The sequence below is a fragment of the Streptosporangium sp. NPDC002544 genome (assembly GCF_040295965.1).
GTDB lineage: Bacteria > Actinomycetota > Actinomycetes > Streptosporangiales > Streptosporangiaceae > Streptosporangium.
The window spans coordinates 65,655-85,681 of record NZ_JBEOWJ010000034.1 but is presented as its reverse complement, the minus strand read 5'-3'; the positions used below and the strand labels follow the sequence as shown (position 1 = coordinate 85,681).

General features: G+C 70.0%; 18 protein-coding genes. 3 read left to right on the top strand and 15 right to left on the bottom strand.

The window, feature by feature from the left end; genetic code table 11:
* Window positions 1-26: 26 nt before the first annotated feature.
* The 14 genes from secF to pgsA all read right to left on the bottom strand — a co-directional run bounded on the left by secF (window position 27) and on the right by pgsA (window position 12,976).
* Window positions 27-1,100 (bottom strand): protein translocase subunit SecF, encoded by a 1,074-nt coding sequence (gene secF / locus ABT061_RS37980; RefSeq protein ID WP_350927278.1) that lies wholly within the window; start codon window positions 1,098-1,100, stop codon window positions 27-29.
* On the bottom strand, window positions 1,100-2,848 hold the full coding sequence (gene secD, locus ABT061_RS37975; protein ID WP_350927276.1) for a protein translocase subunit SecD: 1,749 nt from the start codon (window positions 2,846-2,848) through the stop codon (window positions 1,100-1,102). Before secD ends, secF begins: the two co-directional genes overlap by 1 nt.
* A gap of 79 nt (window positions 2,849-2,927) precedes the next feature.
* Entirely contained in the window at window positions 2,928-3,290 is a 363-nt protein-coding gene (gene yajC, locus ABT061_RS37970) for a preprotein translocase subunit YajC (RefSeq protein ID WP_350927274.1), read from the bottom strand.
* 226 nt (window positions 3,291-3,516) lie between these two features.
* Window positions 3,517-4,575 carry a Holliday junction branch migration DNA helicase RuvB gene (ruvB, locus tag ABT061_RS37965; protein WP_350927272.1) on the bottom strand — a complete coding sequence of 353 codons (1,059 nt, stop codon included), beginning with the start codon at window positions 4,573-4,575 and terminating at the stop codon, window positions 3,517-3,519.
* Window positions 4,576-4,648: 73 nt separating this feature from the next.
* The gene (gene ruvA / locus ABT061_RS37960) at window positions 4,649-5,269 is read right to left on the bottom strand and encodes a Holliday junction branch migration protein RuvA (RefSeq protein ID WP_350927270.1); all 621 of its coding nucleotides are present in this window, start codon (window positions 5,267-5,269) and stop codon (window positions 4,649-4,651) included.
* Window positions 5,266-5,853 (bottom strand): crossover junction endodeoxyribonuclease RuvC, encoded by a 588-nt coding sequence (ruvC, locus tag ABT061_RS37955; RefSeq protein WP_350927351.1) that lies wholly within the window; start codon window positions 5,851-5,853, stop codon window positions 5,266-5,268. Before ruvC ends, ruvA begins: the two co-directional genes overlap by 4 nt.
* Before the next feature lie 189 nt (window positions 5,854-6,042).
* The gene (locus ABT061_RS37950; RefSeq protein WP_326638806.1) at window positions 6,043-6,795 is read right to left on the bottom strand and encodes a YebC/PmpR family DNA-binding transcriptional regulator; all 753 of its coding nucleotides are present in this window, start codon (window positions 6,793-6,795) and stop codon (window positions 6,043-6,045) included.
* A 3-nt stretch (window positions 6,796-6,798) separates the two neighbouring features.
* Window positions 6,799-7,389 (bottom strand): pyridoxal 5'-phosphate synthase glutaminase subunit PdxT, encoded by a 591-nt coding sequence (pdxT, locus tag ABT061_RS37945; protein ID WP_350927268.1) that lies wholly within the window; start codon window positions 7,387-7,389, stop codon window positions 6,799-6,801.
* A gap of 170 nt (window positions 7,390-7,559) precedes the next feature.
* The gene (gene pdxS / locus ABT061_RS37940) at window positions 7,560-8,474 is read right to left on the bottom strand and encodes a pyridoxal 5'-phosphate synthase lyase subunit PdxS (RefSeq protein ID WP_030919964.1); all 915 of its coding nucleotides are present in this window, start codon (window positions 8,472-8,474) and stop codon (window positions 7,560-7,562) included.
* A gap of 148 nt (window positions 8,475-8,622) precedes the next feature.
* On the bottom strand, window positions 8,623-9,633 hold the full coding sequence (locus tag ABT061_RS37935; protein ID WP_350927266.1) for a DUF3048 domain-containing protein: 1,011 nt from the start codon (window positions 9,631-9,633) through the stop codon (window positions 8,623-8,625).
* Window positions 9,634-9,730: 97 nt separating this feature from the next.
* Entirely contained in the window at window positions 9,731-10,270 is a 540-nt protein-coding gene (locus ABT061_RS37930; protein WP_350927264.1) for a LemA family protein, read from the bottom strand.
* Entirely contained in the window at window positions 10,267-11,436 is a 1,170-nt protein-coding gene (locus tag ABT061_RS37925) for a glycosyltransferase family 4 protein (protein WP_350927262.1), read from the bottom strand. Before ABT061_RS37925 ends, ABT061_RS37930 begins: the two co-directional genes overlap by 4 nt.
* Window positions 11,433-12,347 (bottom strand): phosphatidylinositol mannoside acyltransferase, encoded by a 915-nt coding sequence (locus ABT061_RS37920; protein WP_350927261.1) that lies wholly within the window; start codon window positions 12,345-12,347, stop codon window positions 11,433-11,435. Before ABT061_RS37920 ends, ABT061_RS37925 begins: the two co-directional genes overlap by 4 nt.
* Before the next feature lie 11 nt (window positions 12,348-12,358).
* On the bottom strand, window positions 12,359-12,976 hold the full coding sequence (gene pgsA, locus ABT061_RS37915) for a phosphatidylinositol phosphate synthase (protein ID WP_350927259.1): 618 nt from the start codon (window positions 12,974-12,976) through the stop codon (window positions 12,359-12,361).
* Window positions 12,977-13,252: 276 nt separating this feature from the next.
* On the opposite strand from pgsA, the gene ABT061_RS37910 reads away from it, so the two are divergent.
* From ABT061_RS37910 to ABT061_RS37900, 3 genes are all read left to right on the top strand, one after another.
* Entirely contained in the window at window positions 13,253-15,385 is a 2,133-nt protein-coding gene (locus ABT061_RS37910) for an elongation factor G-like protein EF-G2 (protein WP_350927257.1), read from the top strand.
* A 159-nt stretch (window positions 15,386-15,544) separates the two neighbouring features.
* The gene (locus tag ABT061_RS37905; protein ID WP_350927255.1) at window positions 15,545-17,131 is read left to right on the top strand and encodes a glycoside hydrolase family 10-like protein; all 1,587 of its coding nucleotides are present in this window, start codon (window positions 15,545-15,547) and stop codon (window positions 17,129-17,131) included.
* A gap of 208 nt (window positions 17,132-17,339) precedes the next feature.
* Window positions 17,340-19,454: a hypothetical protein gene (locus tag ABT061_RS37900; protein WP_350927253.1), complete on the top strand. Its 2,115-nt coding sequence runs from the start codon at window positions 17,340-17,342 to the stop codon at window positions 19,452-19,454.
* Here ABT061_RS37900 and ABT061_RS37895 read toward each other — a convergent pair.
* Complete coding sequence (locus ABT061_RS37895) at window positions 19,397-19,948, bottom strand: HIT family protein (protein WP_350927251.1); 552 nt, start codon at window positions 19,946-19,948, stop codon at window positions 19,397-19,399. The genes ABT061_RS37900 and ABT061_RS37895 overlap by 58 nt on opposite strands.
* Window positions 19,949-20,027: the final 79 nt, after the last annotated feature.

The window sequence follows — 20,027 nt, the reverse complement described above, 5'->3', positions numbered from 1 at the left end:
GAGCGGAGGCGCGAACTGCTCGGAGCTTACTTCTTCTTGCGTTTGTCGCCACCGGCCGCGGCCCCGTTGACCACGGTGGTGGCCCCGTTGGCGGCCCCGTTGGACGCTCCGGCGGTGACCGGCTGGCGCGTCGTCCTGCCCCCGGAGCCACCCCCGTGGGCGGCGAGCCTGCGGGCGATCGCCTGGTAGCGCGGCTCGCGCTCCTTCAGCGTGACCAGCAGTGGCGTCGCGACGCACAGCGAGGAGTAGGTTCCGACGATCATGCCGACGAACAGGGCCAGCGACAGGTCCTTCAGGGTACCGGCGCCGAACAGCGTGGTGCCGATGAAGAGGATCGCCGCGACCGGCAGGATCGCCACCAGGGTGGTGTTCAGCGACCGGATCAGCGTGTGGTTCAGCGCGTTGTTGGCGGCCTCGGTGTAGGTCATCTTGGAGGTCGTGCCGAGCTTGGCGGTGACCTCCTTGATCATGTCGAAGACGACGACGGCGTCGTACAGCGAGTATCCGAGGATCGTCAGGAAGCCCAGCAGGGTCGCCGGGGTGACCTCGAAGCCGGACCAGGCGTAGACACCGGCGGTGATCACCAGGTCGTGCAACAGTGCCACGACGGCCGACAGCGCCATCTTCCACTCGAAGGCCATCGTCAGGTACAGGATGATCGCCAGCATGAAGACGATCAGTCCGATGATGGCCTTGTTGGCCACCTGGCCGCCCCAGGAGGCACCGATCACCTGCAGGTTGACCTCGTTCTGCGGCAGCTTGAACTCGCCCGCCACCGCCTTCTGGACCGCGGTGACCTGCTCGGCCGGGAGGCTCTCCGTGGTGACCCGCCAGCCGTTCTGGGTCGTCTGCGCGATGACCTGGTGCACACCGGCTTCGGTGAACGTGCCGCGCACCTGCTCGATGTTGACGGACGCCGGGGCCTTGAAGGAGAAGACGGACCCGCCCTTGAACTCCACGCCCAGGTTGAGGCCGTTGAAGACCAGACCGGCGATGGAGATCGCCAGCAGGATTACGGAGAGGCTGTACCAGAGCTTCCTGCGGCCGACGAAGTCGACGTTGACCTCGCCCCGGTACAGCCGGCGCGCGATGCCGGACATCAGGCCTCCTGCGGAGCGGTCTTGGGAGCGGTGGCGGTCTCGCTCATGCGTTCGGCGTCGAGGCCGGAGAGCTTGTGACCCTTGGCGAAGAACTTCAGCCTCGCCAGCATCGCGACGAACGGCTTGGTGAACATGAACACCACCGCGATGTCGATGAGCGTGGTCAGGCCCATCGCGAAGGCGAACCCGGCCACACCGCCGACCGCCAGGAAGTACAGCACCACGGCGGCGATGAACATGACGGCGTCCGCGATGAGGATCGTCCGCCGGGCCCGGACCCAGGCGACCTCGATCGCCGTGCGCAGCGAGCGGCGGCCTTCCTTCATCTCGTCACGGATGCGCTCGAAGTAGACGATGAACGAGTCGGCGGTGATACCGATCGAGACGATCAGGCCGATGATGTGCGGCAGCGAGAGGCGGAAGCCGGCGAACGCGCCGAGCAGCACCACCGACTGGTAGGTCAGAACCGTCGCCACCAGGAGGCTCAGCACCGAGACGACGCCCAGGCCCCGGTAGTAGAGCATCGAGTAGATCACGACCAGCAGCAGGCCGATCGCGCCCGCGATGAGGCCGCCGCGCAGCTGGTCGGCGCCCAGGGTGGAGGAGACCTCGTCGATGGAGCTCTTCTCGAACTTCAGCGGGAGCGCGCCGTACTTGAGCTGGTTGGCCAGTTCGTCGGCGCTCACCTGGGTGAAGTTGCCGGAGATCTGCGCACGGCCGCCGGTGATCGGCTCCTGGATGACCGGCGCGGAGATGACCATGCCGTCGAGGACCATGGCGATCTGGTTGCGGGGGGCCTGCGAGTTGAAGGCGGTGGTGGTGATCTTCGACCACTGGTCGGGGCCCTGGCCCTTGAAGGAGAGCTGGACGAGCCACTCGCCGGTGGTCTGGTCGACGCCTGAGGACGCGCTGTCGATCGAGGTGCCGGTCACGGCCGCCTTGTCGAGGATGAACTTGGTGCTGCCGTCGGTGCTGCAGCCCACGTACTGCTTGTCCGGCGCGTCCTGTGCCCCTCGGTTCGTCTGCTTGGCGCAGTCGAGCGTCTGGAACTCCTTGAGGGCCGCCGGGTCGATCCCGGTGGGGTCGACGCCCGCCATGGGGTCCTCGGCCGCCGCCGGCGGGGCCGTCGGCGCGGCGGTGCCGTCACCCGGCTTGGAAGACTGGTCGCCGGGTTGAGCAGGCTCCGTAGAGGACTCGGAGCTTGCTCCTGGGCTTGGTTTGAGCAGCCCCGACGACAGGGCGCGCCCGGCGGGCGAGGTGCTCGTGTCGGGGGCGGCTGTCGCGGCCGGCTTCGGCACCGCGGACTCGGTGGGCTTGGGCGCCCTGGTTCCCTTGCCCCCGGAGGTGGCGGGCGAGGGGGACGGCGTCGGCGGCTGGGTGGCCAGCTCCCCGGGGGGCGGAGGCGATCCGGCCCCGATCGCCAGCACCTGGCGGAACCGCAGTTCCGCAGTGGTGCCGACCAGCTTGACGACTTCCTCCTGGCCAACTCCGGGGACGGAGATGACGATGTTGTCACCGGACTTGGCGACCTCGGCGTCGGAGATGCCGCTGCCGTTCACCCGCTCGCGGATGATGTTCACCGCCAGATCGAGACTCTCCTGGGAGGGAGCGCTTCCGTTCGGGGTGATGGGCTGCAGCGTCACTGTCGTGCCGCCGGCGAGGTCGAGGCCATATTCCGGGGTGTACGCCTTGTTGAGGAGCATCACCCCTCCCATGGCGAGAATGATCGCCAGAAGCACCAGGAGCATGCGCCCCGGTCTGCTCTGGCCGCTGGTCGGTCGGGCCACTGGTCGACTTTCGGTTATAGGGGATTGGTGGTGAACCTATTCACAGTTTCTTGCTCGCCGAGTCGCGCTCTTCGCTCTGCTGCTCGGTGGTCTCCGCGACGTCGTGGTCGACGGCCTTGACATCCTCCTCCACATCGTCGACGGGAACCAGGACGCGGCCGATCGCCGCCTTCACCCAGCGAGTCTCCACACCGGGGGCGATCTCCAGGATCACGTCGTCGGCGTCGATGGCCACCACGGTCCCGAAAAGACCCGTCGTGGTCATGACACCGGTGCCCGGCGTAAGGCTGTTCTGCATCTTGACCTGCTCCTGCTGCCGCTTGCGCTGCGGTCGGATCAGCAGGAAGTAGAAGACCACGACCATGAGAGCGATCATGATCAGGCTTGAATAGTTGCCGCCCACAGGGCCGCTCCCTCTCTTGAGAATGACCGGCGTGAAACCGGACGTCATATACGACCACGCCGCTCAGCACGTCAGCCTACACAGCCAGCCAAGGCTCGGAGTTTAGGCGAGTTGTTAGAAGCGCGGCAACGAAGTCACGATCCGGCACGCAGGGAAGTTCCCATTTCGATACAGTTGTCATCCATCTGTGATCAAGCTTGTACGTCTCCCCTACCGATGCACAACGCTAGATTTGCTCAGCATCATCCCCAAGATCGATGAGGAACGAGGCGCCGAAGGCGTCCGGCGGGGGCACCAGCCCCAGATGGGTCCAGGCCGCGGCGGTCGCGACCCGGCCACGGGGGGTGCGGGCCAGCAGACCCTGCCGCACCAGGAACGGCTCGGCGACCACCTCGACCGTCTCCGGCTCCTCCCCCACCGCGACCGCCAGCGTCGACAGCCCCACCGGGCCGCCGCCGAACTTGCGCAGCAGCGCTCCGAGCACCGCCCGGTCGAGCCTGTCGAGCCCCTCGGCGTCGACCTCGTAGAGGTTGAGCGCGGCGGAGGCGACGTCCCTGGTGATGACGCCTTCCGCGCGCACCTCGGCGAAGTCGCGGACCCTGCGCAGCAGGCGGTTGGCGATGCGGGGCGTGCCCCGCGAGCGGCCAGCGATCTCGGTGGCGGCGTCGCCCGGCAGCGTCACGCCCAGCAGGCGCGAGGAGCGGTGCAGCACCTGCTCCAGCTCGGCGACCCCGTAGAAGTCCATGTGCGCGACGAAGCCGAAGCGGTCACGCAGCGGCGCGGGGAGCATGCCGGCCCTGGTGGTGGCCCCGACCAGGGTGAACGGGGCGATCTCCAGCGGGATCGCGGTCGCCCCCGGCCCCTTGCCCACCACGATGTCGACGCGGAAGTCCTCCATCGCGAGGTAGAGCATCTCCTCGGCGGGCCTGGCCATGCGGTGGATCTCGTCGATGAACAGCACCTCGCCCTCCGAGAGGGTCGACAGGATCGCCGCGAGGTCACCGGCCCGCTCGAGCGCGGGCCCCGAGGTGATCCGGAGCGGCACGGAGAGCTCGGTCGCGATGATCATGGAGAGGGTCGTCTTGCCCAGCCCGGGACCGCCGCTCATCAGCACGTGGTCCGGCGGCCGGTTGCGCCGCAGCGCGCTCTGCAGCACCAGGGACAGCTGCTCGCGCACCCGTGCCTGCCCGATGAACTCCTCCAGCCGCTTGGGCCGCAGCGCCGCCTCGATGTTCCTCTCGTCGCCCTCGGCGTCCGGCGACACCAGATCCCGTTCGAAACTCACGCCGCCCCACCTCTGCTCACCGTACGGCGGAGGCGCCCGCGCTCTCCCCGCCGCCTTCTCCCCGTCGCACCTCTCATCGCGTGCTCAGCGCGCCGAGTGCCGCCTTGAGCAGCGCCGCCACCTGCGGGGTGCGGCCCTCGGCCAGTTCGGCGTCGGCCCGGGGCGCGACGGCGGCGACCGCCTCGTCCGCGTCCCGTACCGAGTAACCCAGGCCGACCAGGCCGGAGTGGACCTGATCGCGCCAGGCGGGCACGGCGGCGCGGCCGTTGAGCGCGGCGTTGACCGCCTCCTCAGGCGTGCCGAGCTTGCCCTTGAGGTCGACGATGATCCGCTGGGCGCCCTTCGGGCCCACCCCGGGGACCCTGGTCAGCGCCTTGACGTCGGCGGTGGCCACGGCCATCCTGAGCGCGTTGGGGGTGTGCACGGCCAGCATCGCCAGTGCGACCTTGGGTCCGACCCCGCTGGCCGTCTGCAGCATCTCGAAGATCCCGCGCTCGTCGTCGGTGGCGAAGCCGAACAGCGTCAGCGACTCCTCGCGGACCACCAGCGAGGTGGCCAGCCGGGCCTCCTCGCCCGTTCTGAGCGTCGCCAGCGTGCCCGGCGTGCAGTGCACGAGCACTCCCACCCCGCCCACCTCGACGACCGCCCCGTCGGGGGCGATCGCGGTCACCTGTCCTCGTACCGAGGCGATCACTTCGTGGTTCCTCTCGGGTATCCGGCCCTGCCCCGGCCGCGGAAGTAGGCCGCCGCGCTCGTGCCGGGGCCGCTCGCGGCCTTCGCGGCGGCCTCGGCCAGCCTGCTCTGGGCTCCGCCCCGCCACACGTGGCAGATCGCGAGGGCGAGCGCGTCGGCGGCGTCGGCGGGCTTGGGCATGGCGTCCAGCCGCAGCAGCCGGGTCACCATCGTGCCGACCTGCTGCTTGTCGGCCGTGCCGCTGCCGGTGATCGCCGCCTTGACCTCGGACGGCGTGTGCAGGGCGACCGGCAGCCCCCTGCGGGAGGCGCACAGGATCGCCACGGCGGAGGCCTGCGCGGTGCCCATCACGGTCCTGAGGTTGTGCTGGGCGAAGACCCGCTCCACGGCCACCGCGTCGGGTTCGAGCTCGTCGAGCCACTGCTCTATGCCGGTCTCGATCGCCACCAGCCGGGCGCCGATCTCGTCGTCGGCGGGGGTGCGGACCACTCCGACCTTGACCAGGCTCAGCGGCGCGCCCGGCCTCCCCTCGACGGCGCCGAGCCCGCATCGGGTAAGCCCGGGATCGACCCCCATGACCCGCAGTTCGGGCAACCGCACCGGCACGCCTCCGCTCGCCGAACACCTGTTCGGTGCCAGACTCTACCGCCTGAGAGCACGTCGCGCACGGCCCTCGCGGGGCCCGCGGGAAGTGTCAGCGGCGATCGAGCACGCGGGGCACGGTGAAGGCGGTCACCGCCCGGGGTTCCGCGGCGGGGACGCCGAAGCGCGAGATCACGCGTCGAGCTTCTCCATGACCTCGTCGGAGACGTCGAAGTTGGCCCAGACGTTCTGCACGTCGTCACTGTCCTCAAGGGCGTCGATCAGCCTGAAGACCTTGCGGGCGCCGTCCTCGTCGAGCGGGACGTTCATCGTCGGCATGAAGCCGGACTCGGCCGAGTCGTAGTCGATCCCGGCCTCCTGCAGGGCCTTGCGGACCGGGACGAGGTCGGTGGCCTCGGAGACGACCTCGAACTGGTCGCCCAGGTCGTTGACCTCCTCGGCGCCCGCGTCGAGGACCGCGGTCAGCACGTCGTCCTCACCCAGCTCGCCCTTGGGGACGAGCACGACGCCCTTGCGGTTGAACATGTAGGACACCGAGCCCGGGTCGGCCAGCGAGCCACCGTTGCGGGTCAGCGCGACACGGACCTCGGAAGCCGCCCGGTTGCGGTTGTCGGTGAGGCACTCGATCAGCACCGCGACGCCGCCGGGGGCGTAGCCCTCGTACATGATGGTCTGCCAGTCGGCGCCGCCGGCCTCCAGGCCGCCGCCGCGCTTGCGGGCGCGCTCGATGTTGTCGATCGGAACCGAGCTCTTGCGCGCCTTGGTGATGGCGTCGTACAGCGTCGGGTTGCCGTCCGGATCGGGGCCGCCCGTCCGTGCCGCGACCTCGATGTTCTTGATGAGCTTGGCGAACAGCTTGCCGCGCTTGGAATCAAGCGCCGCCTTCTTGTGCTTCGTCGTCGCCCATTTGGAGTGGCCGGACATCCCCTAGAGCTCCCTCACCATCTCAGCGAAATATGAATGCACACCAACATCCCCGGTAATCTCCGGGTGGAAGGATGTGGCGAGCAGCGGTCCTTGACGGACCGCGACGATCCTATCTCCAGGTTCGGCCAACGCCAGCACTTCGACCCCCGAACCCACGGATTCCACCCAGGGTGCGCGGATGAAGACCGCCCGCATGGCACCGCGGCCGGCGAAGTCGATGTCGGCCTCGAAGGAGTCGACCTGGCGGCCGAAGGCGTTGCGCCGAACGACCATGTCGATGCCGCCGATCGTCTGCTGGCCCTCGACGCCGCCCTCGATCCGGTCCGCCAGCATGATCATGCCGGCGCAGGAGCCATAGGCGGGCATCCCGGCCTTGATCCGCATCCGGAGCGGTTCGAGCAGCTCAAAGGTCTCGGCGAGCTTCCACATCGTGGTGGACTCGCCGCCCGGGATGACGAGGCCGTCGACCGCCTCCAGTTCGTGGGGGCGCCGTACGGCGACCGCTCTGGCACCCACCGCCTCCAGCGAGCGCACGTGCTCGCGCACGTCGCCTTGGAGCGCGAACACGCCGATCGTCGGGACGATGGTCACCGATGGTCCTTCCCCTGGAAAAGAAACGTCCCTTTCAGGGTATGGCCACCCCACGGATCACCCCAAACTGGTTCATAACCAGCCCTGGGCCTTCCTGGAGGGCCCTTCTAGCGCCGAAGAGGCGGCCTCCCTCAAGGAGGCCGCCTCTCCGCCGGTTTCCCTGAGTTCCGCTACCAGCCGCGCTCGGCCAGCCGGTGCGGGGCCGGGATGTCGTCGACGTTGATGCCGACCATGGCCTCGCCCAGACCGCGGGAGACCTTCGCGATGACGTCGGGGTCGTCGTGGAAGGTGGTGGCCTTGACGATCGCGGCGGCGCGCTCGGCGGGGTTGCCGGACTTGAAGATGCCCGAGCCGACGAACACGCCCTCGGCGCCGAGCTGCATCATCATCGCGGCGTCGGCCGGGGTGGCGATGCCACCGGCGGTGAACAGCACCACCGGCAGCTTGCCGGTCTTGGCGACCTCGGCGACCAGCTCGTACGGCGCCTGGAGCTCCTTGGCCGCGACATAGAGCTCGTCGGCGGGCAGCGAGGTCAGGCGCTTGATCTCGCCCCTGATCTTGCGCATGTGGGTGGTGGCGTTGGAGACGTCGCCGGTGCCCGCCTCGCCCTTGGAACGGATCATCGCCGCGCCCTCGGTGATGCGGCGCAGCGCCTCGCCCAGGTTGGTCGCGCCACAGACGAAGGGCACCGTGAACTGCCACTTGTCGATGTGGTTGGCGTAGTCGGCCGGGGTGAGCACCTCGGACTCGTCGATGTAGTCGACGCCAAGCGACTGGAGCACCCGAGCCTCGACGAAGTGGCCGATGCGGGCCTTGGCCATGACCGGGATCGAGACGGCGGCGATGATGCCGTCGATCATGTCGGGGTCGCTCATCCTGGAGACACCGCCCTGGGCGCGGATGTCGGCGGGTACCCGTTCGAGGGCCATGACGGCCACGGCACCGGCGTCTTCGGCGATCTTGGCTTGCTCGGCGTTGACGACGTCCATGATGACGCCGCCCTTGAGCATCTCTGCCATGCCGCGCTTGACCCGGGCGGTTCCGGTGACGGTGGTATCGCTGACTTCGGGCGTGCTGCTGGACACGGTCTCTACCTCACGACGGCTGCGGATCACGGGCCGCCCGCGCTGGACGGCCACTACGCTTCCATCGTAGGCGCTGGGCAGGATGCCCCCTACACGCCGTCTTGTCGTTCTTAGAAGATCCTCTTGAACATGATGTAGGACTTGCGCGTCAGGGAATGACGGGTTTGGCGGAGGCCAGTGCGATCCAGACCTGACCGGGGGCGAAGTTCATCGGCTCACCCGCCTCCGTGGTGAAGACAGTGCCGTCCTTCTCCGTCTCCCGTGACCAGCGGGCCTTGAACGCCTGCCCGTCGCGGAGCACGATCGCCCTGCCCTTGCCCGTGCTGTGCACCAGCGGCGTGTAGCTCTGGTTCTTGTCGTGAAACTCCGAGCGCTCCGTCTTGGTGTACTGCACGACGATCGTGGGCGCGCCGAGCTGGCCGCCCTCGGCCGCCATGTCCTTCTTGCCGTCCTGCCAGATCAGCCACTTGCCCGCCGCCTGCGACCAGGCGAAGGTGAAACGGGCCGCCGGGTACTTCACGCTGTACGCCTTCCGCGGCACGCCGCCCTCGGGGGCGTCGCCGAAGGTGAATCCGATGTCCTTGGCCCTGCTCGCCTTGGGCGCCTCGCTCAGCAGCTGCCTGGTGTTGGCGAACAGGTTGTAGGGGGCGAAGCGTCCTTCCTGGCGGAAGTAGGCGCCCGGCGCCCGGCTGTCGGAGACGTCGAACAGCGGCGCCTCGGCGATGAAGGGGAGCATCTTGGTCTGCGCGCCCGAGTAGGCGAAGGCGGGCCTGCCGAACTGCGGGACGATGTGCAGGTCGGAGATGCGGGCGCTGCGGACCGGGCCGATCTTGGCCGGGATCTTCGAGGAGAAGATCGCCATCAGCCGGGTCAGGCCCGCCTCGACCTGCTCGATGTAGACGATGTCCGCGCTTTTGAGGCCGAGCTGCGGCTTGCCCGCCGAGGTGTTCTCGATCTTCGCCGCGAGCACCGGCCTGCGGGCCGCGCCCGGCAGGCCGGTGAAGGGGTGCGTCGGCTCGGGCGTGGGGGTCGGCTCCGCGCTCGGCTCACCGGCCACCGGATTGCCCGCCGACGCGGGCTTGTCGGAGGAACAGGCCGCGACCGGCGCGAGAACCGCGACTCCCGCCAGCGTGACGGCGATCATCCGAGAAACCCGCACGATTCATCTCCTCAAGTCAGCCACTTAGCCACTCGGCCACGAACCGCCAAGAGCCTACCGGTGTCCGACTTGTCAGTTACTCCAGTTTATGTGCGGCTTATTCGGCGGCCAGGGCCTTCGGCGGCGCATCGTCGATCTCGAAGAAGCCCGGATACTCGGTGTACCCGGCCAGCCGCAGCGTGCGGGCCAGCCAGCGGCGTTGCGCCGCGCGGGTCACGCCCACCGCGTTGTTGTAGAACCGGCGGGAGTAGAGGACCTTGGCCACCGCGGCCCCCAACTCCTCCAGCAGGTCGGAACCTGCCGGAGTGTCGGCCAGCCGGTCACGGAAGCGCTCCTGGTCGACGACGGCTCGCAGGGTGCGCGACAGGTCGCTCTCGGCGTGCTCACGCTCCTCGGGGCCCGCCGTACGGGCCTCGTGGGCGGCCGCGGCCAGCACCAGGCTCGTCGCCGGGTCCAGCAGCCGGGAGGCGGCCAGCTCCAGGCTGACGGCGGTCCGCCGCACCAGGGCGGCGTCCAGGGACTCACGGGCCAGCTCCAGCCGGATGTGCAGCCGGTCGAGCCTGCCCGCCCGCCAGGAGATGTAGACGGCGCAGAGCACCACGATCGCGCCCACCACCAGGATCAGCGTGGTCGTCACAGCGTGTCGTTCCCCTCGGCCCAGGCCCTGCTCGCCACCGTGCCCTCGGCGTCCTCCTCGACCCCGGCCGTACTCGCCACCGTCTCGTAGACCCGCAGGACGTCACGGGCGACCGTCGACCAGTCGTACTTCCGCACGGCGGCGCGGGCCTCCTGCGACAGCTTGGCCCGGCGCACGGGGTCGTCGAGCAGCTCGGCGGCCCGGCGGGCGAGCGAGGTGGCGTCGCCCGTCTCGAACAGCGCTCCCGCCTGGCCGTCGTCGAGCACCTTGCGGAAGGCCGGGATGTCGCTCGCCAGGATCGCCGCGCCGGCCGACATCGCCTCGGTCAGCACGATGCCGAAGCTCTCACCCCCCAGGTTGGGTGCGCAGAAGACGTCGACCGTGTGGTAGGCACGCACCTTGTCCTCCTCGCTGACCATGCCGAGCAGGCCGATCCGGTCGTGGAGGGCGGCCGGGACGCGCTCCAGCACCTCGGCGGCGTCACCCGGCCCGGCCAGGAGCAGGCGCAGCGCCGGCCGCTCGGCGGCCAGCAGGACGAATGCCTCCAGCAGCACCGGCAGGCCCTTGCGCGGCTCGTCCATCCTGCCGAGAAAGCCGATCACCTCGCCCTCGTCCCAGCCGGGCAGCGGCTCGCCCTCGGCGTAGCGGCCGACCGTCACCCCGTTGGGGATGAGCACGGCGTCGCCGCCCATGAACTCGACCAGGGTCTTCCTGGCCGCGTCGGACACGGCGATCCGGCCGGTGATCTTCTCCAGCGCGCTCATCAGCACCGAGGCCGTGACCGAGAAGGACCGGGAGTTACCGTACGAGGCGTGGAAGGTGGCCACGATCGGCCCCCTGGCCACCCAGCAGGCGAGCAGTCCCAGCGAGGGGATGGCCGGTTCGTGCACGTGCAGCACGTCGAAGGCGCCCTCGCGCACCCAGCGGCGCACCCGGTTCGCCGACAGGAACCCGAACGACAGCCTGGCCACCGACCCGTTGAAGGGCACCGGAATCGCGCGGCCCGCCGAGGTCACGTACGGGGGCAGCGGGGCGTTGTCCGCGGCGGGGGCGATCACCGAGACGTGGTGGCCCTCCTCCATGAGCGCCTCCGCGAGATCGCGGATGTGCACCTGGACTCCGCCCGGCACGTCCCAGGTGTAGGGGCAGACGATGCCGATCCTCATCCCCTGGGCTCCAGGTCCTCGAGCCAGAGGCGCTGGAGCATGTGCCAGTCCTCGGGGTGCTCGGCGATGCCCTTCTCGAAGACGCCCGCGAGGCTCTGCGTGACGACGGCCACCTTCTCCTTCCTGGTGCCCTCGGCCGGGACCGCGATCTCCTCGTGGAACTGCAGGCCCCAGCCGGTCCCCTGGAAGTAGGGGATCGTCGGGATGAGGGCGGCCCCGGTGTGCACGGCCAGCAGGCCGGGGCCGGCGGGCATCCGCGTGGCCGAGCCGAAGAACTGCACCTCGACACCGTTCGCGGTCAGGTCGCGTTCGGCGGGCAGGGCGACCGGGAGCCCGGCGCGCAGGCGCTGCGCCAGGGTGCCGAAGGTGTGACCGTCACCACCGGTGAGCGGCAGCACCTCCATGCCCAGCCCCTCGCGGAAGGCGGTGTAGCGATGGAACAGCGACTCGGGTTTGAGCCGCTCGGCGACCGTGGTGAAGGGATGTCCCGTCCCGGCGAACCAGGCGCCCGCCTGGTCCCAGTTGCCCATGTGCGGCAGGGCGAGGACCACGCCGCGCCCCGCGGCGAGGTTGTCGTAGACGGGCTCCGCCCCGATCACGTGCATCCGGGAGACGAGTTCGGCGACGGGGATCGAGGGCAGCCGGAAAACCTCGTGGAAGTAGCGGAAGTAGGAGCGCATGCCGTCGCGGCTGAGCTCCCGGATCGCCGGGTCGCCCGGCGAGGCGCCCTTGACCCTGGCGAGGTTGGCCTCCAGCCTGAGCACCGACTTTCCCCGGTGCCTCCACAGCCGGTCGGCGGCGGCGCGAAAGGCCCAGGCGGTGAGCCGCTCGGGCAGGCGGGGCACGATCGTCCATCCGGCGCCGAACGCGGCCGCGACGAGACGGTCCTGGGGGGAGGGCTTGTCTGTCATCGATTTTCCGATCAGCGGAGGGGCCGGGGCGAGGTGGAGACGGCCTGCCGGCGCACGTGCAGCAGGCGCTGGCCGACCGTGACCGCGCTGGCCGCGGCGAGCAGCCAGAGCCCCGCGGCCAGGATGTACGGCACACCGAGGCCGCCGAGTCCGGCCGAGACCAGACCCACCACCAGGCGCTCCGGCCGCTCGGCGAGACCGACGTCGCACGTCATGCCCAATGCCTCCGCCCTGGCCTTGACGTAGGACACCACCGCTCCGGCGACGAGGCAGAACAGCGCGACCCCCGCCAGCGTCCGCTGATCGCTCACGATGAACCAGAACACCAGCCCGGAGAAGATTCCCGCGTCGCCGACCCTGTCGAGCGTGGAGTCGAGGAAGGCGCCCCAGGTGCTTCCCGCGCCCGTCATCCTGGCCATGACCCCGTCGAGGAGGTCGGCCAGCACGAAGAAGGTGATCACCATCGTGCCCACGAACAGCTGGCCCCTGGGGTAGAAGAACAGCGCGGCGGCGACGGTGCCGAGCGTGCCCACCGCGGTGACCACGTTGGGGCTGATCCCGCGGCGGGTGAGTGCCCTGCCCAGCGGGGTCAAGACTCGGGTGACGGCGGGGCGCAGAAGTTTCAGCATCGCGCTCCGATCGTAGGCCACCCGGCCTGCGAGCGCGCATCGGCGAGCCGTGTGACAAGGCGTTGCCGTCGTGGCGAGGGCTCTCCGGAGGAGGCTCGGACACCTAGCGATCAGACTTCCCGCTCGCAATAGGATCGCCCCACCCCTCTTGTGATATTCGCCACATGGGTATTTGGTGAACACACCGCGTCCATGCGGTGTATGGACGCGGCAGCGGATCGGCGGGGGTGTGGCCCCACCAGGCCGCGCCCCTTCGGCAACGACGCGGGAGGCGATGTGGCGGAGAGAGCAACCGGCGGAACAGCGGGAGCCGCGGGGAGGGCACCCACGGTCGATCAGCCGGACAAGATAAGAAACGTCGTGCTGGTCGGCCATTCCGGTGCCGGGAAGACAACGCTCGTGGAGGCGTTGCTGGCCGCGACCAAGACCATCCAGCGGCCCGGCCGGGTCGAGGACGGCACGACGGCCAGCGACTTCGACGAGGTCGAGGTGCGCCAGCAGCGCTCGGTGAATCTCACCGTGGCCCCCGTGATCCACAACGACATCAAGATCAACCTGCTGGACACGCCCGGCTACGCCGACTTCGCCGGCGACCTGCGTGCCGGGTTGCGCGCGGCCGACGCGGCGCTGTTCGTCGTCTCGGCCGTCGAGGGCGTGGACGGCCTGACCAGGATGCTCTGGGAGGAGTGCGCGGCGGTCGGGATGCCCCGCGCGGTCGTGATCACCAAGATCGACCACCAGCGGGCGAACTTCGAGGACGTCCTCGCCGCCTGCCAGGAGGCCTTCGGCGACGGCGTCTCGCCGCTGTACCTGCCGGTGGTGACCAACGGCAGGGTGAACGGCCTGATCGGGCTGCTGAGCCAGAAGTTCTACAACTACGCGACCGGCACCAGGACGGAGAACTCCCCGGGCCCGGCCTACGCCGACCAGATCGAGATCTACCGGGGCACCCTGATCGAGGGCATCATCCAGGAGAGCGAGGACGAGTCCCTGATGGACCGTTACCTCTCCGGCGAGGAGATCGACACCAAGGCCCTCGTCGGGGACCTGGAGAAGGCCGTCGCGCGCGGCGGCTTCTACCCGGTGCTGGCCGCGGGGACCGGCGTGGGCGCGCTGGAGGTCCTGGAGCTCATCACCCAGGGCTTCCCATCGCCACCCGAGCACCCGATGCCGGAGATCACCTCGATCGACGGCCGGCCCGTCGCCGGCATCACCTGTGACCCCGACGGGCCGCTGGTCGCGGAGATCGTCAAGACGACCAGCGATCCGTACGTGGGCCGGATCAGCCTGGTGCGGGTCTTCTCCGGCACGCTGCGCCCCGACATGACGGTGCACGTCTCGGGGCACGGCCTGGCCGACCGCGGGCATGAGGACCACGACGTGGACGAGCGCATCGGGGCGCTCTCCTCGCCGCTGGGCAAGCTCCAGCGGACGACCGCCAAGTGCGTGGCCGGGGACATCGCGGCGGTGGCCAAACTGTCGCGCGCGGAGACCGGCGACACCCTGTCGGACCGGGAGAACCCGCTGCTGATGAAGGCCTGGACGATGCCGGAGCCGCTGCTGCCGGTGGCGATCCAGCCCAAGTCCAAGGCGGATGACGACAAGCTGAGCCAGGCGCTGCAGCGGCTGGTCGCCGAGGACCCGACACTCCGGCTGGAGCACAACCCCGAGACCCGCCAGCTCGTGCTGTGGTGTATGGGCGAGGCCCACACCGACGTGCTGCTGGAGCGGCTGAGCAGGCGGCACGGTGTGGAGGTGGAGAGGATCGAGCTGCGGGTGCCGCTCAGGGAGACCTTCGGCGGCCGCTGCCAGGCCCTGGGCCGCAACGTCAAGCAGACCGGCGGCCACGGCCAGTTCGCCGTCTGCCACCTGGAGGTCGAGCCCCTGCCGTCCGGCGGCGGCTTCGAGTTCGTGGACAAGATCGTTGGCGGCGTGGTGCCGCGCCAGTTCATCCCCTCGGTGGAGAAGGGCGTACGCACCCAGATGCAGCGCGGGGTCCTCGCCGGCTACCCCATGGTGGACGTGCGGGTGACGCTGTACGACGGCAAGGCCCACTCGGTCGACTCCTCCGACATGGCCTTCCAGATCGCCGGGGCGCTCGCGCTGAAGGAGGCCGCGACCAAGGTGCCCACGCTGCTGCTCGAACCTGTCGACGAGGTGTCCGTGCTGGTCTCCGACGAGCACGTGGGCGCGGTGATGTCCGACCTGTCCTCGCGCAGGGGCCGCGTGCTCGGCACGGAGCCGGTGGGGGTGGGACGTACCCTGGTCAGGGCCGAGGTGCCCGAGCTGGAGATCACCCGGTACTCCATCGACCTGAGATCCATGTCACACGGCACGGGGACGTTCCAGCGGGTCTTCCTGCGCTACGAGCCGCTTCCGTCACATCTGGTGGAGAAGGTCACCGGCTGATCGGGCGATGAGGCGTGTGCCCGGCGGCAGGTCGCCACCCGGTGGGCACACCCCATCGGACACACGCCTCCCAGCACGCACTCGCATAACAAAGTCATCACGAAACGATTTCTTTTTTCCGGCCAGAGCACACCGGTCCAGGTGCCAGACTTGGGAACCATGCGAAACGGACGCCCTCTTCTGGCCGCTGCCGCCCTCGCCGTTCTGACCACGGGTGCCGCATACACCTTCGGCCCCGACACCGCGCCGGCCCGGCCCAAGGGCGCCAAGAGCTCGGCGGTCTCGGCCGAAACGGCGGGAGCGACGACCTCCACCTCGGCACAGTGCCCGGTGGATGTGAGATACCCCAAGCGGCAGTTGCGCGGGGTGTGGATCGCCACGGTCAAGAACATCGACTGGCCCTCGCGGACCGGTCTGTCCGCCGCCCGGCAGCAGGCGGAGTACGTCAGGATCCTCGACAACGCGGTCAAGCGGCGGTTCAACGCGGTGTTCGTCCAGGTCCGCCCGGCCTCCGACGCGCTGTACAGGTCGAACCTGGAGCCGTGGTCGCAGTATCTGACCGGCACCGCGGGCAAGGACCCCGGCTGGGACCCGCTGCCCTTCCTCATCGCCGAGGCCCATCGGCGCGGCCTGGAGTTCCACGCGTGGTTCAACCCCTACCGCGCCTCCCCCGACGGCGACCTGTCCAGGCTGCCCGCGAACCACCCCGCCCGGGTCCACCCCGAGTGGATCGTCAAGCACGGCGGCCAGGCCTACTACAACCCCGGCCTGCCCGCGGTCCGCGACCACGTCACCAAGGTCGTCAAGGACGTGGTGACCCGCTACGACGTCGACGGGGTCCACTTCGACGACTACTTCTACCCCTATCCCTCCGGGAACGCGAGGTTCGCCGACGACGCCGCCTTCGCCAAGTACGGCAAGGGCGCCAAGCTCGCCGACTGGCGCCGCGCCAACGTCAACAAACTGATCGCGCAGGTCGACAGGGCGGTGCACGAGGTCAGGAACAGCGTGAAGTTCGGCGTCAGCCCGTTCGGGATCTGGCGCAACAAGTCCGAGGATCCCACCGGCTCGGCCACCGGCGGCATGTCGGCGTACGACTCCATCTACGCCGATGCCCGCCACTGGATCCGCAAGGGCACCGTCGACTACGTCATACCGCAGCTCTACTGGCCGCGCGGCTTCAAGGCCGCCGACTACGACGTGCTGATGCCTTGGTGGGCGAACGAGGTCAAGGGCACCGACGTGCACCTCTACATCGGCCAGGCCCTGTACCGGGTCGGCGCCACCGACACCCCCGCCTGGACCAGGCCCGGCGAGTTGCCCTCCCACCTCACTCAGAACCGCAAGAACAAGCAGGTCTCCGGCGACGTCTACTTCAGCGCCAAGCAGCTGTCCACCGACCCTCTGGGCGTGCTGGACCGCATCGTCAAGAGCCACTACCCGCGCCCGGCGCTGCTGCCGCTGATCAAGGACCGCGGCGGGCAGGCCCCGGCCAAGCCCGCGGACCTGCGACTCCAGGGCACCTCGCTCAGTTGGAAGAGCTCCCCGGAGGCCCGCTCGTACGCGGTCTACCGGATCGCCTCCGGCAAGCCAGGCGAGTGCGCCACCGCCGACGCCCGCAACCTGGTCGCGGTCGTGCCCGCGGTGGACGGCGACCGCCAGACCTTCACCACGACCGGCGGCGGCACCTACCTGGTCACCGCCCTGGACCGCCTGCAGAACGAGAGCGCCCCCACCGGGAGCTGACCGGACACGCCCACGCCCTCTCGGACACGCGTCCGTGCGGGCGTGGGCGCGCCGTGGGACGGGCAGGGCGCGGCGGTGAGCGCCCGGGTACCCCGCGGCCTGCCTCCGGACTCGCCGCGCCCCCGGCCACCCCCGGATTCGCTGGACCCGTGACACGATCTTCCCCTACGGTGCGAGCACCTGGCAGAAGCTAAAGGGGAGGTCGTCGGTGAAGCGGACGCTTTTCGCGTTTGCGCTGGTCCTGGGATTGCTGTGGCCAGGTGTCGCGCAGTCCGCCACGCGGGTGGACGGACGGGTGGTGCTGATCGGCATTCCTGGCCTGCAGTGGAGCGACCTCAGCCCCGGCGGCACCCCGAATCTGTGGCGGCTGGCCACGCAGAGCGCGATCGGCTCGCTGTCGGTCCGCGCGGTGGGCCGGGTGACCTGTCCCTATGACGGCTGGCTGACGATCTCGGCCGGGGTGAGGTCCGCGGTCGGCTACGGCTGCGGGCTCCCCCCGCTGCCCGAGGCCGACAAGACGGGCGCCGTCATCCCCGGCTACGGATACCTGCGCGACGTCGCCGGGCAGCGTAACGCGGGCGCCCTCGGCGAGGCCGTGCACGCCGCCGGGGAGTGCACGCTGGCGATCGGCCCGGGGGCCGCGCTGGCACTGGCCGACAGATCGGGCAGGGTCGACGTGTACGCTCCCTCCCCCGCGCAGATCCGCTCGGACGTGCTCACCAGGTGCCGTGTGATCGCCGTCGACGTCGACGATCTGATCAGGCCCTACATCACCGGCGGACGGCTGCCCAAGGTCGAGGAGCGGCTCACCCCGCAGCAGCGGGCGGCGGCGCTGCGCCTGGCCGACGCCAAGGCCGGAGCGGTGCTGAGCGTGCTGCCCAAGGATGCGCGCGTGCTGCTGGCGGGCCTGTCCGACCACGGCGCCGACCCGCACCTTCGGGTTGCCATGATGCGCGACGGAGACCTCTCCGGCCGCTTCCTGGGAGCGGCCTCCACCCACCGCGACGACATCACGATCCTGCCGGACGTCACCGCGACGCTGCTCTCCCTGACCGGCGTCGAGGCACCGCCGGGCATGGTCGGGCTCCCCTGGCAGGCGAGCGAGAGGCGGGCCGGCACCACCGAGGCCGCACGGGCCGACCTGGAGAGGGCCGACGTGGCCGGGCAGACGATCAGGAACGTGGGCGGCGTCTTCTTCACCTCGGTCGCCGTGTTGCAGGTCGCCTTCTACCTGACCGCGTTCCTGCTGTTGCGCCGCGGGCGCGGGCTGAGGCGCATGCGCGTGGCCGCGGTGGCACTGGCCTCGGTGCCCGCCTCGACGTACCTGGTGAACCTCACCCCCTGGCAGGACGCGCGCACGCCGCTGCTCGCGCTGGTCGGCGGGATCGCCGGATGCACCCTGCTGCTGGCCACGCTGGCGCTGGCGGGGCCATGGCGGCGCGCACCGCTCGGACCACCGGCGGTGGTGGCGGGGGTGACCGCGGCGGTGCTCGCGGGCGACCTGCTGACCGGGACGACCCTGCAGCTCAACAGCGTGATGGGCTACAGCGCCGTGGTCGGGGCCCGCTACTACGGCCTGGGCAACATCCCGTTCGCGCTCTTCGCCACCTCGGTGCTGCTGCTGACCGCCACGATCGCGCACCGGCTGACGCGCGGAGGCCACACGGGTGCGGCGGTCACCGCCGTGGCGGTGCTGGGCGGCTTCGCGATGATCCTGGGCGGCTGGCCGGGCGTGGGCAGCGACTTCGGCGGCGTGATCGCGTTCGTACCGGGGATCGCGGTGACCGCGCTGCTGATCGCGGGCAGGCGGGTCTCGATCGTCAAGCTGGGCGCGTTCTGCGTGGCGGGCGGCGTCACCGTGATGGGCATCGCCTACCTCGACTACCTGCGCCCGCCTGCTTTCCAGACGCACCTGGGGCGCTTCGTCGGCCAGGTGCTCACCGGCGAGGCCACCGAGGTGATCGGCCGCAAGCTCGGCGCGATGCTGGGCACGCTGCTCAGCCCCAACCTGATGCCGGTCGTGATCGCCGCGACGGCGTTCCTCGTCTACGCGCTGCTACGGCCGGAGCAGGCGACCGCGGGGGTGCTGCCCGCCGCGTTCGCGCACTCCCCCGCGCTGCGGGCCGGGTTGATCGGCACCCTGGTCAGCGGGGTGATCGGCATGCTGGTCAACGACTCGGGTGCCGCGGTGCTCTCCATGGCACTGGCGCTCGCCGTGCCGCTGACCCTGTCGGTGGGCATCAGGACCTTGGGCGGAGCCTCGCGCTACGACGAGGCGGGCCAGGAGCCGGCGAGCAGTTCCCTTGTGTCACGCAGCAACTGAGGAAGCACCCTGGTCTGGCCGACGACGGGCATGAAGTTGGTGTCGCCGCCCCAGCGGGGCACCACGTGCTGGTGAAGGTGGGCGGCGATCCCGGCGCCCGCCACACCGCCCAGGTTCATGCCCACGTTGAAACCCTGCGCGCCGCTGGCCTTGCGCAGGGCGACCAGCGCCCGTTTGGTGAAGTCGGCGAGCTCGGTGGTCTCGGTCTCGTCCAGGTCCGCGTAGTCCGGCACGTGGCGGTAGGGGCAGACCATCAGATGGCCGGAGTTGTACGGGTAGAGGTTGAGCAGCGCGAAGACCGCGTCACCCCGGGCGACGATCAGGCCGTCCTCGTCGCTCATCTGGGGGATCTCGCAGAACGGGCAGCCGTCCTCGGGGCCCGAACCCGTCGGTTTGCTGGCCCCCTTGATGTAGGCCATCCGGTGCGGAGTCCAGAGTCTCTGGAACGCGTCCGGTGTTCCCGCTCCGTACTGCGCCTCCGGCTCGTTGCTCATGGTCGCCAGCATATTGCCAAGCCGATTCCCGCGGTCTGGCGCCTCCCCCGCCGGGGCACCGGAACCGGCCGGTATCCGG

Coding starts and splice junctions, on each gene's coding strand:
- secF (WP_350927278.1), bottom strand. CDS start 1,100: ATGTCCGGCATCGCGCGCCGGCTGTACCGGGGCGAGGTCAACGTCGAC.
- secD (WP_350927276.1), bottom strand. CDS start 2,848: ATGCTCCTGGTGCTTCTGGCGATCATTCTCGCCATGGGAGGGGTGATG.
- ABT061_RS37950 (WP_326638806.1), bottom strand. CDS start 6,795: ATGTCCGGCCACTCCAAATGGGCGACGACGAAGCACAAGAAGGCGGCG.
- ABT061_RS37925 (WP_350927262.1), bottom strand. CDS start 11,436: ATGAGGATCGGCATCGTCTGCCCCTACACCTGGGACGTGCCGGGCGGA.
- ABT061_RS37920 (WP_350927261.1), bottom strand. CDS start 12,347: ATGACAGACAAGCCCTCCCCCCAGGACCGTCTCGTCGCGGCCGCGTTC.
- pgsA (WP_350927259.1), bottom strand. CDS start 12,976: ATGCTGAAACTTCTGCGCCCCGCCGTCACCCGAGTCTTGACCCCGCTG.
- ABT061_RS37905 (WP_350927255.1), top strand. CDS start 15,545: ATGCGAAACGGACGCCCTCTTCTGGCCGCTGCCGCCCTCGCCGTTCTG.
- ABT061_RS37895 (WP_350927251.1), bottom strand. CDS start 19,948: ATGAGCAACGAGCCGGAGGCGCAGTACGGAGCGGGAACACCGGACGCG.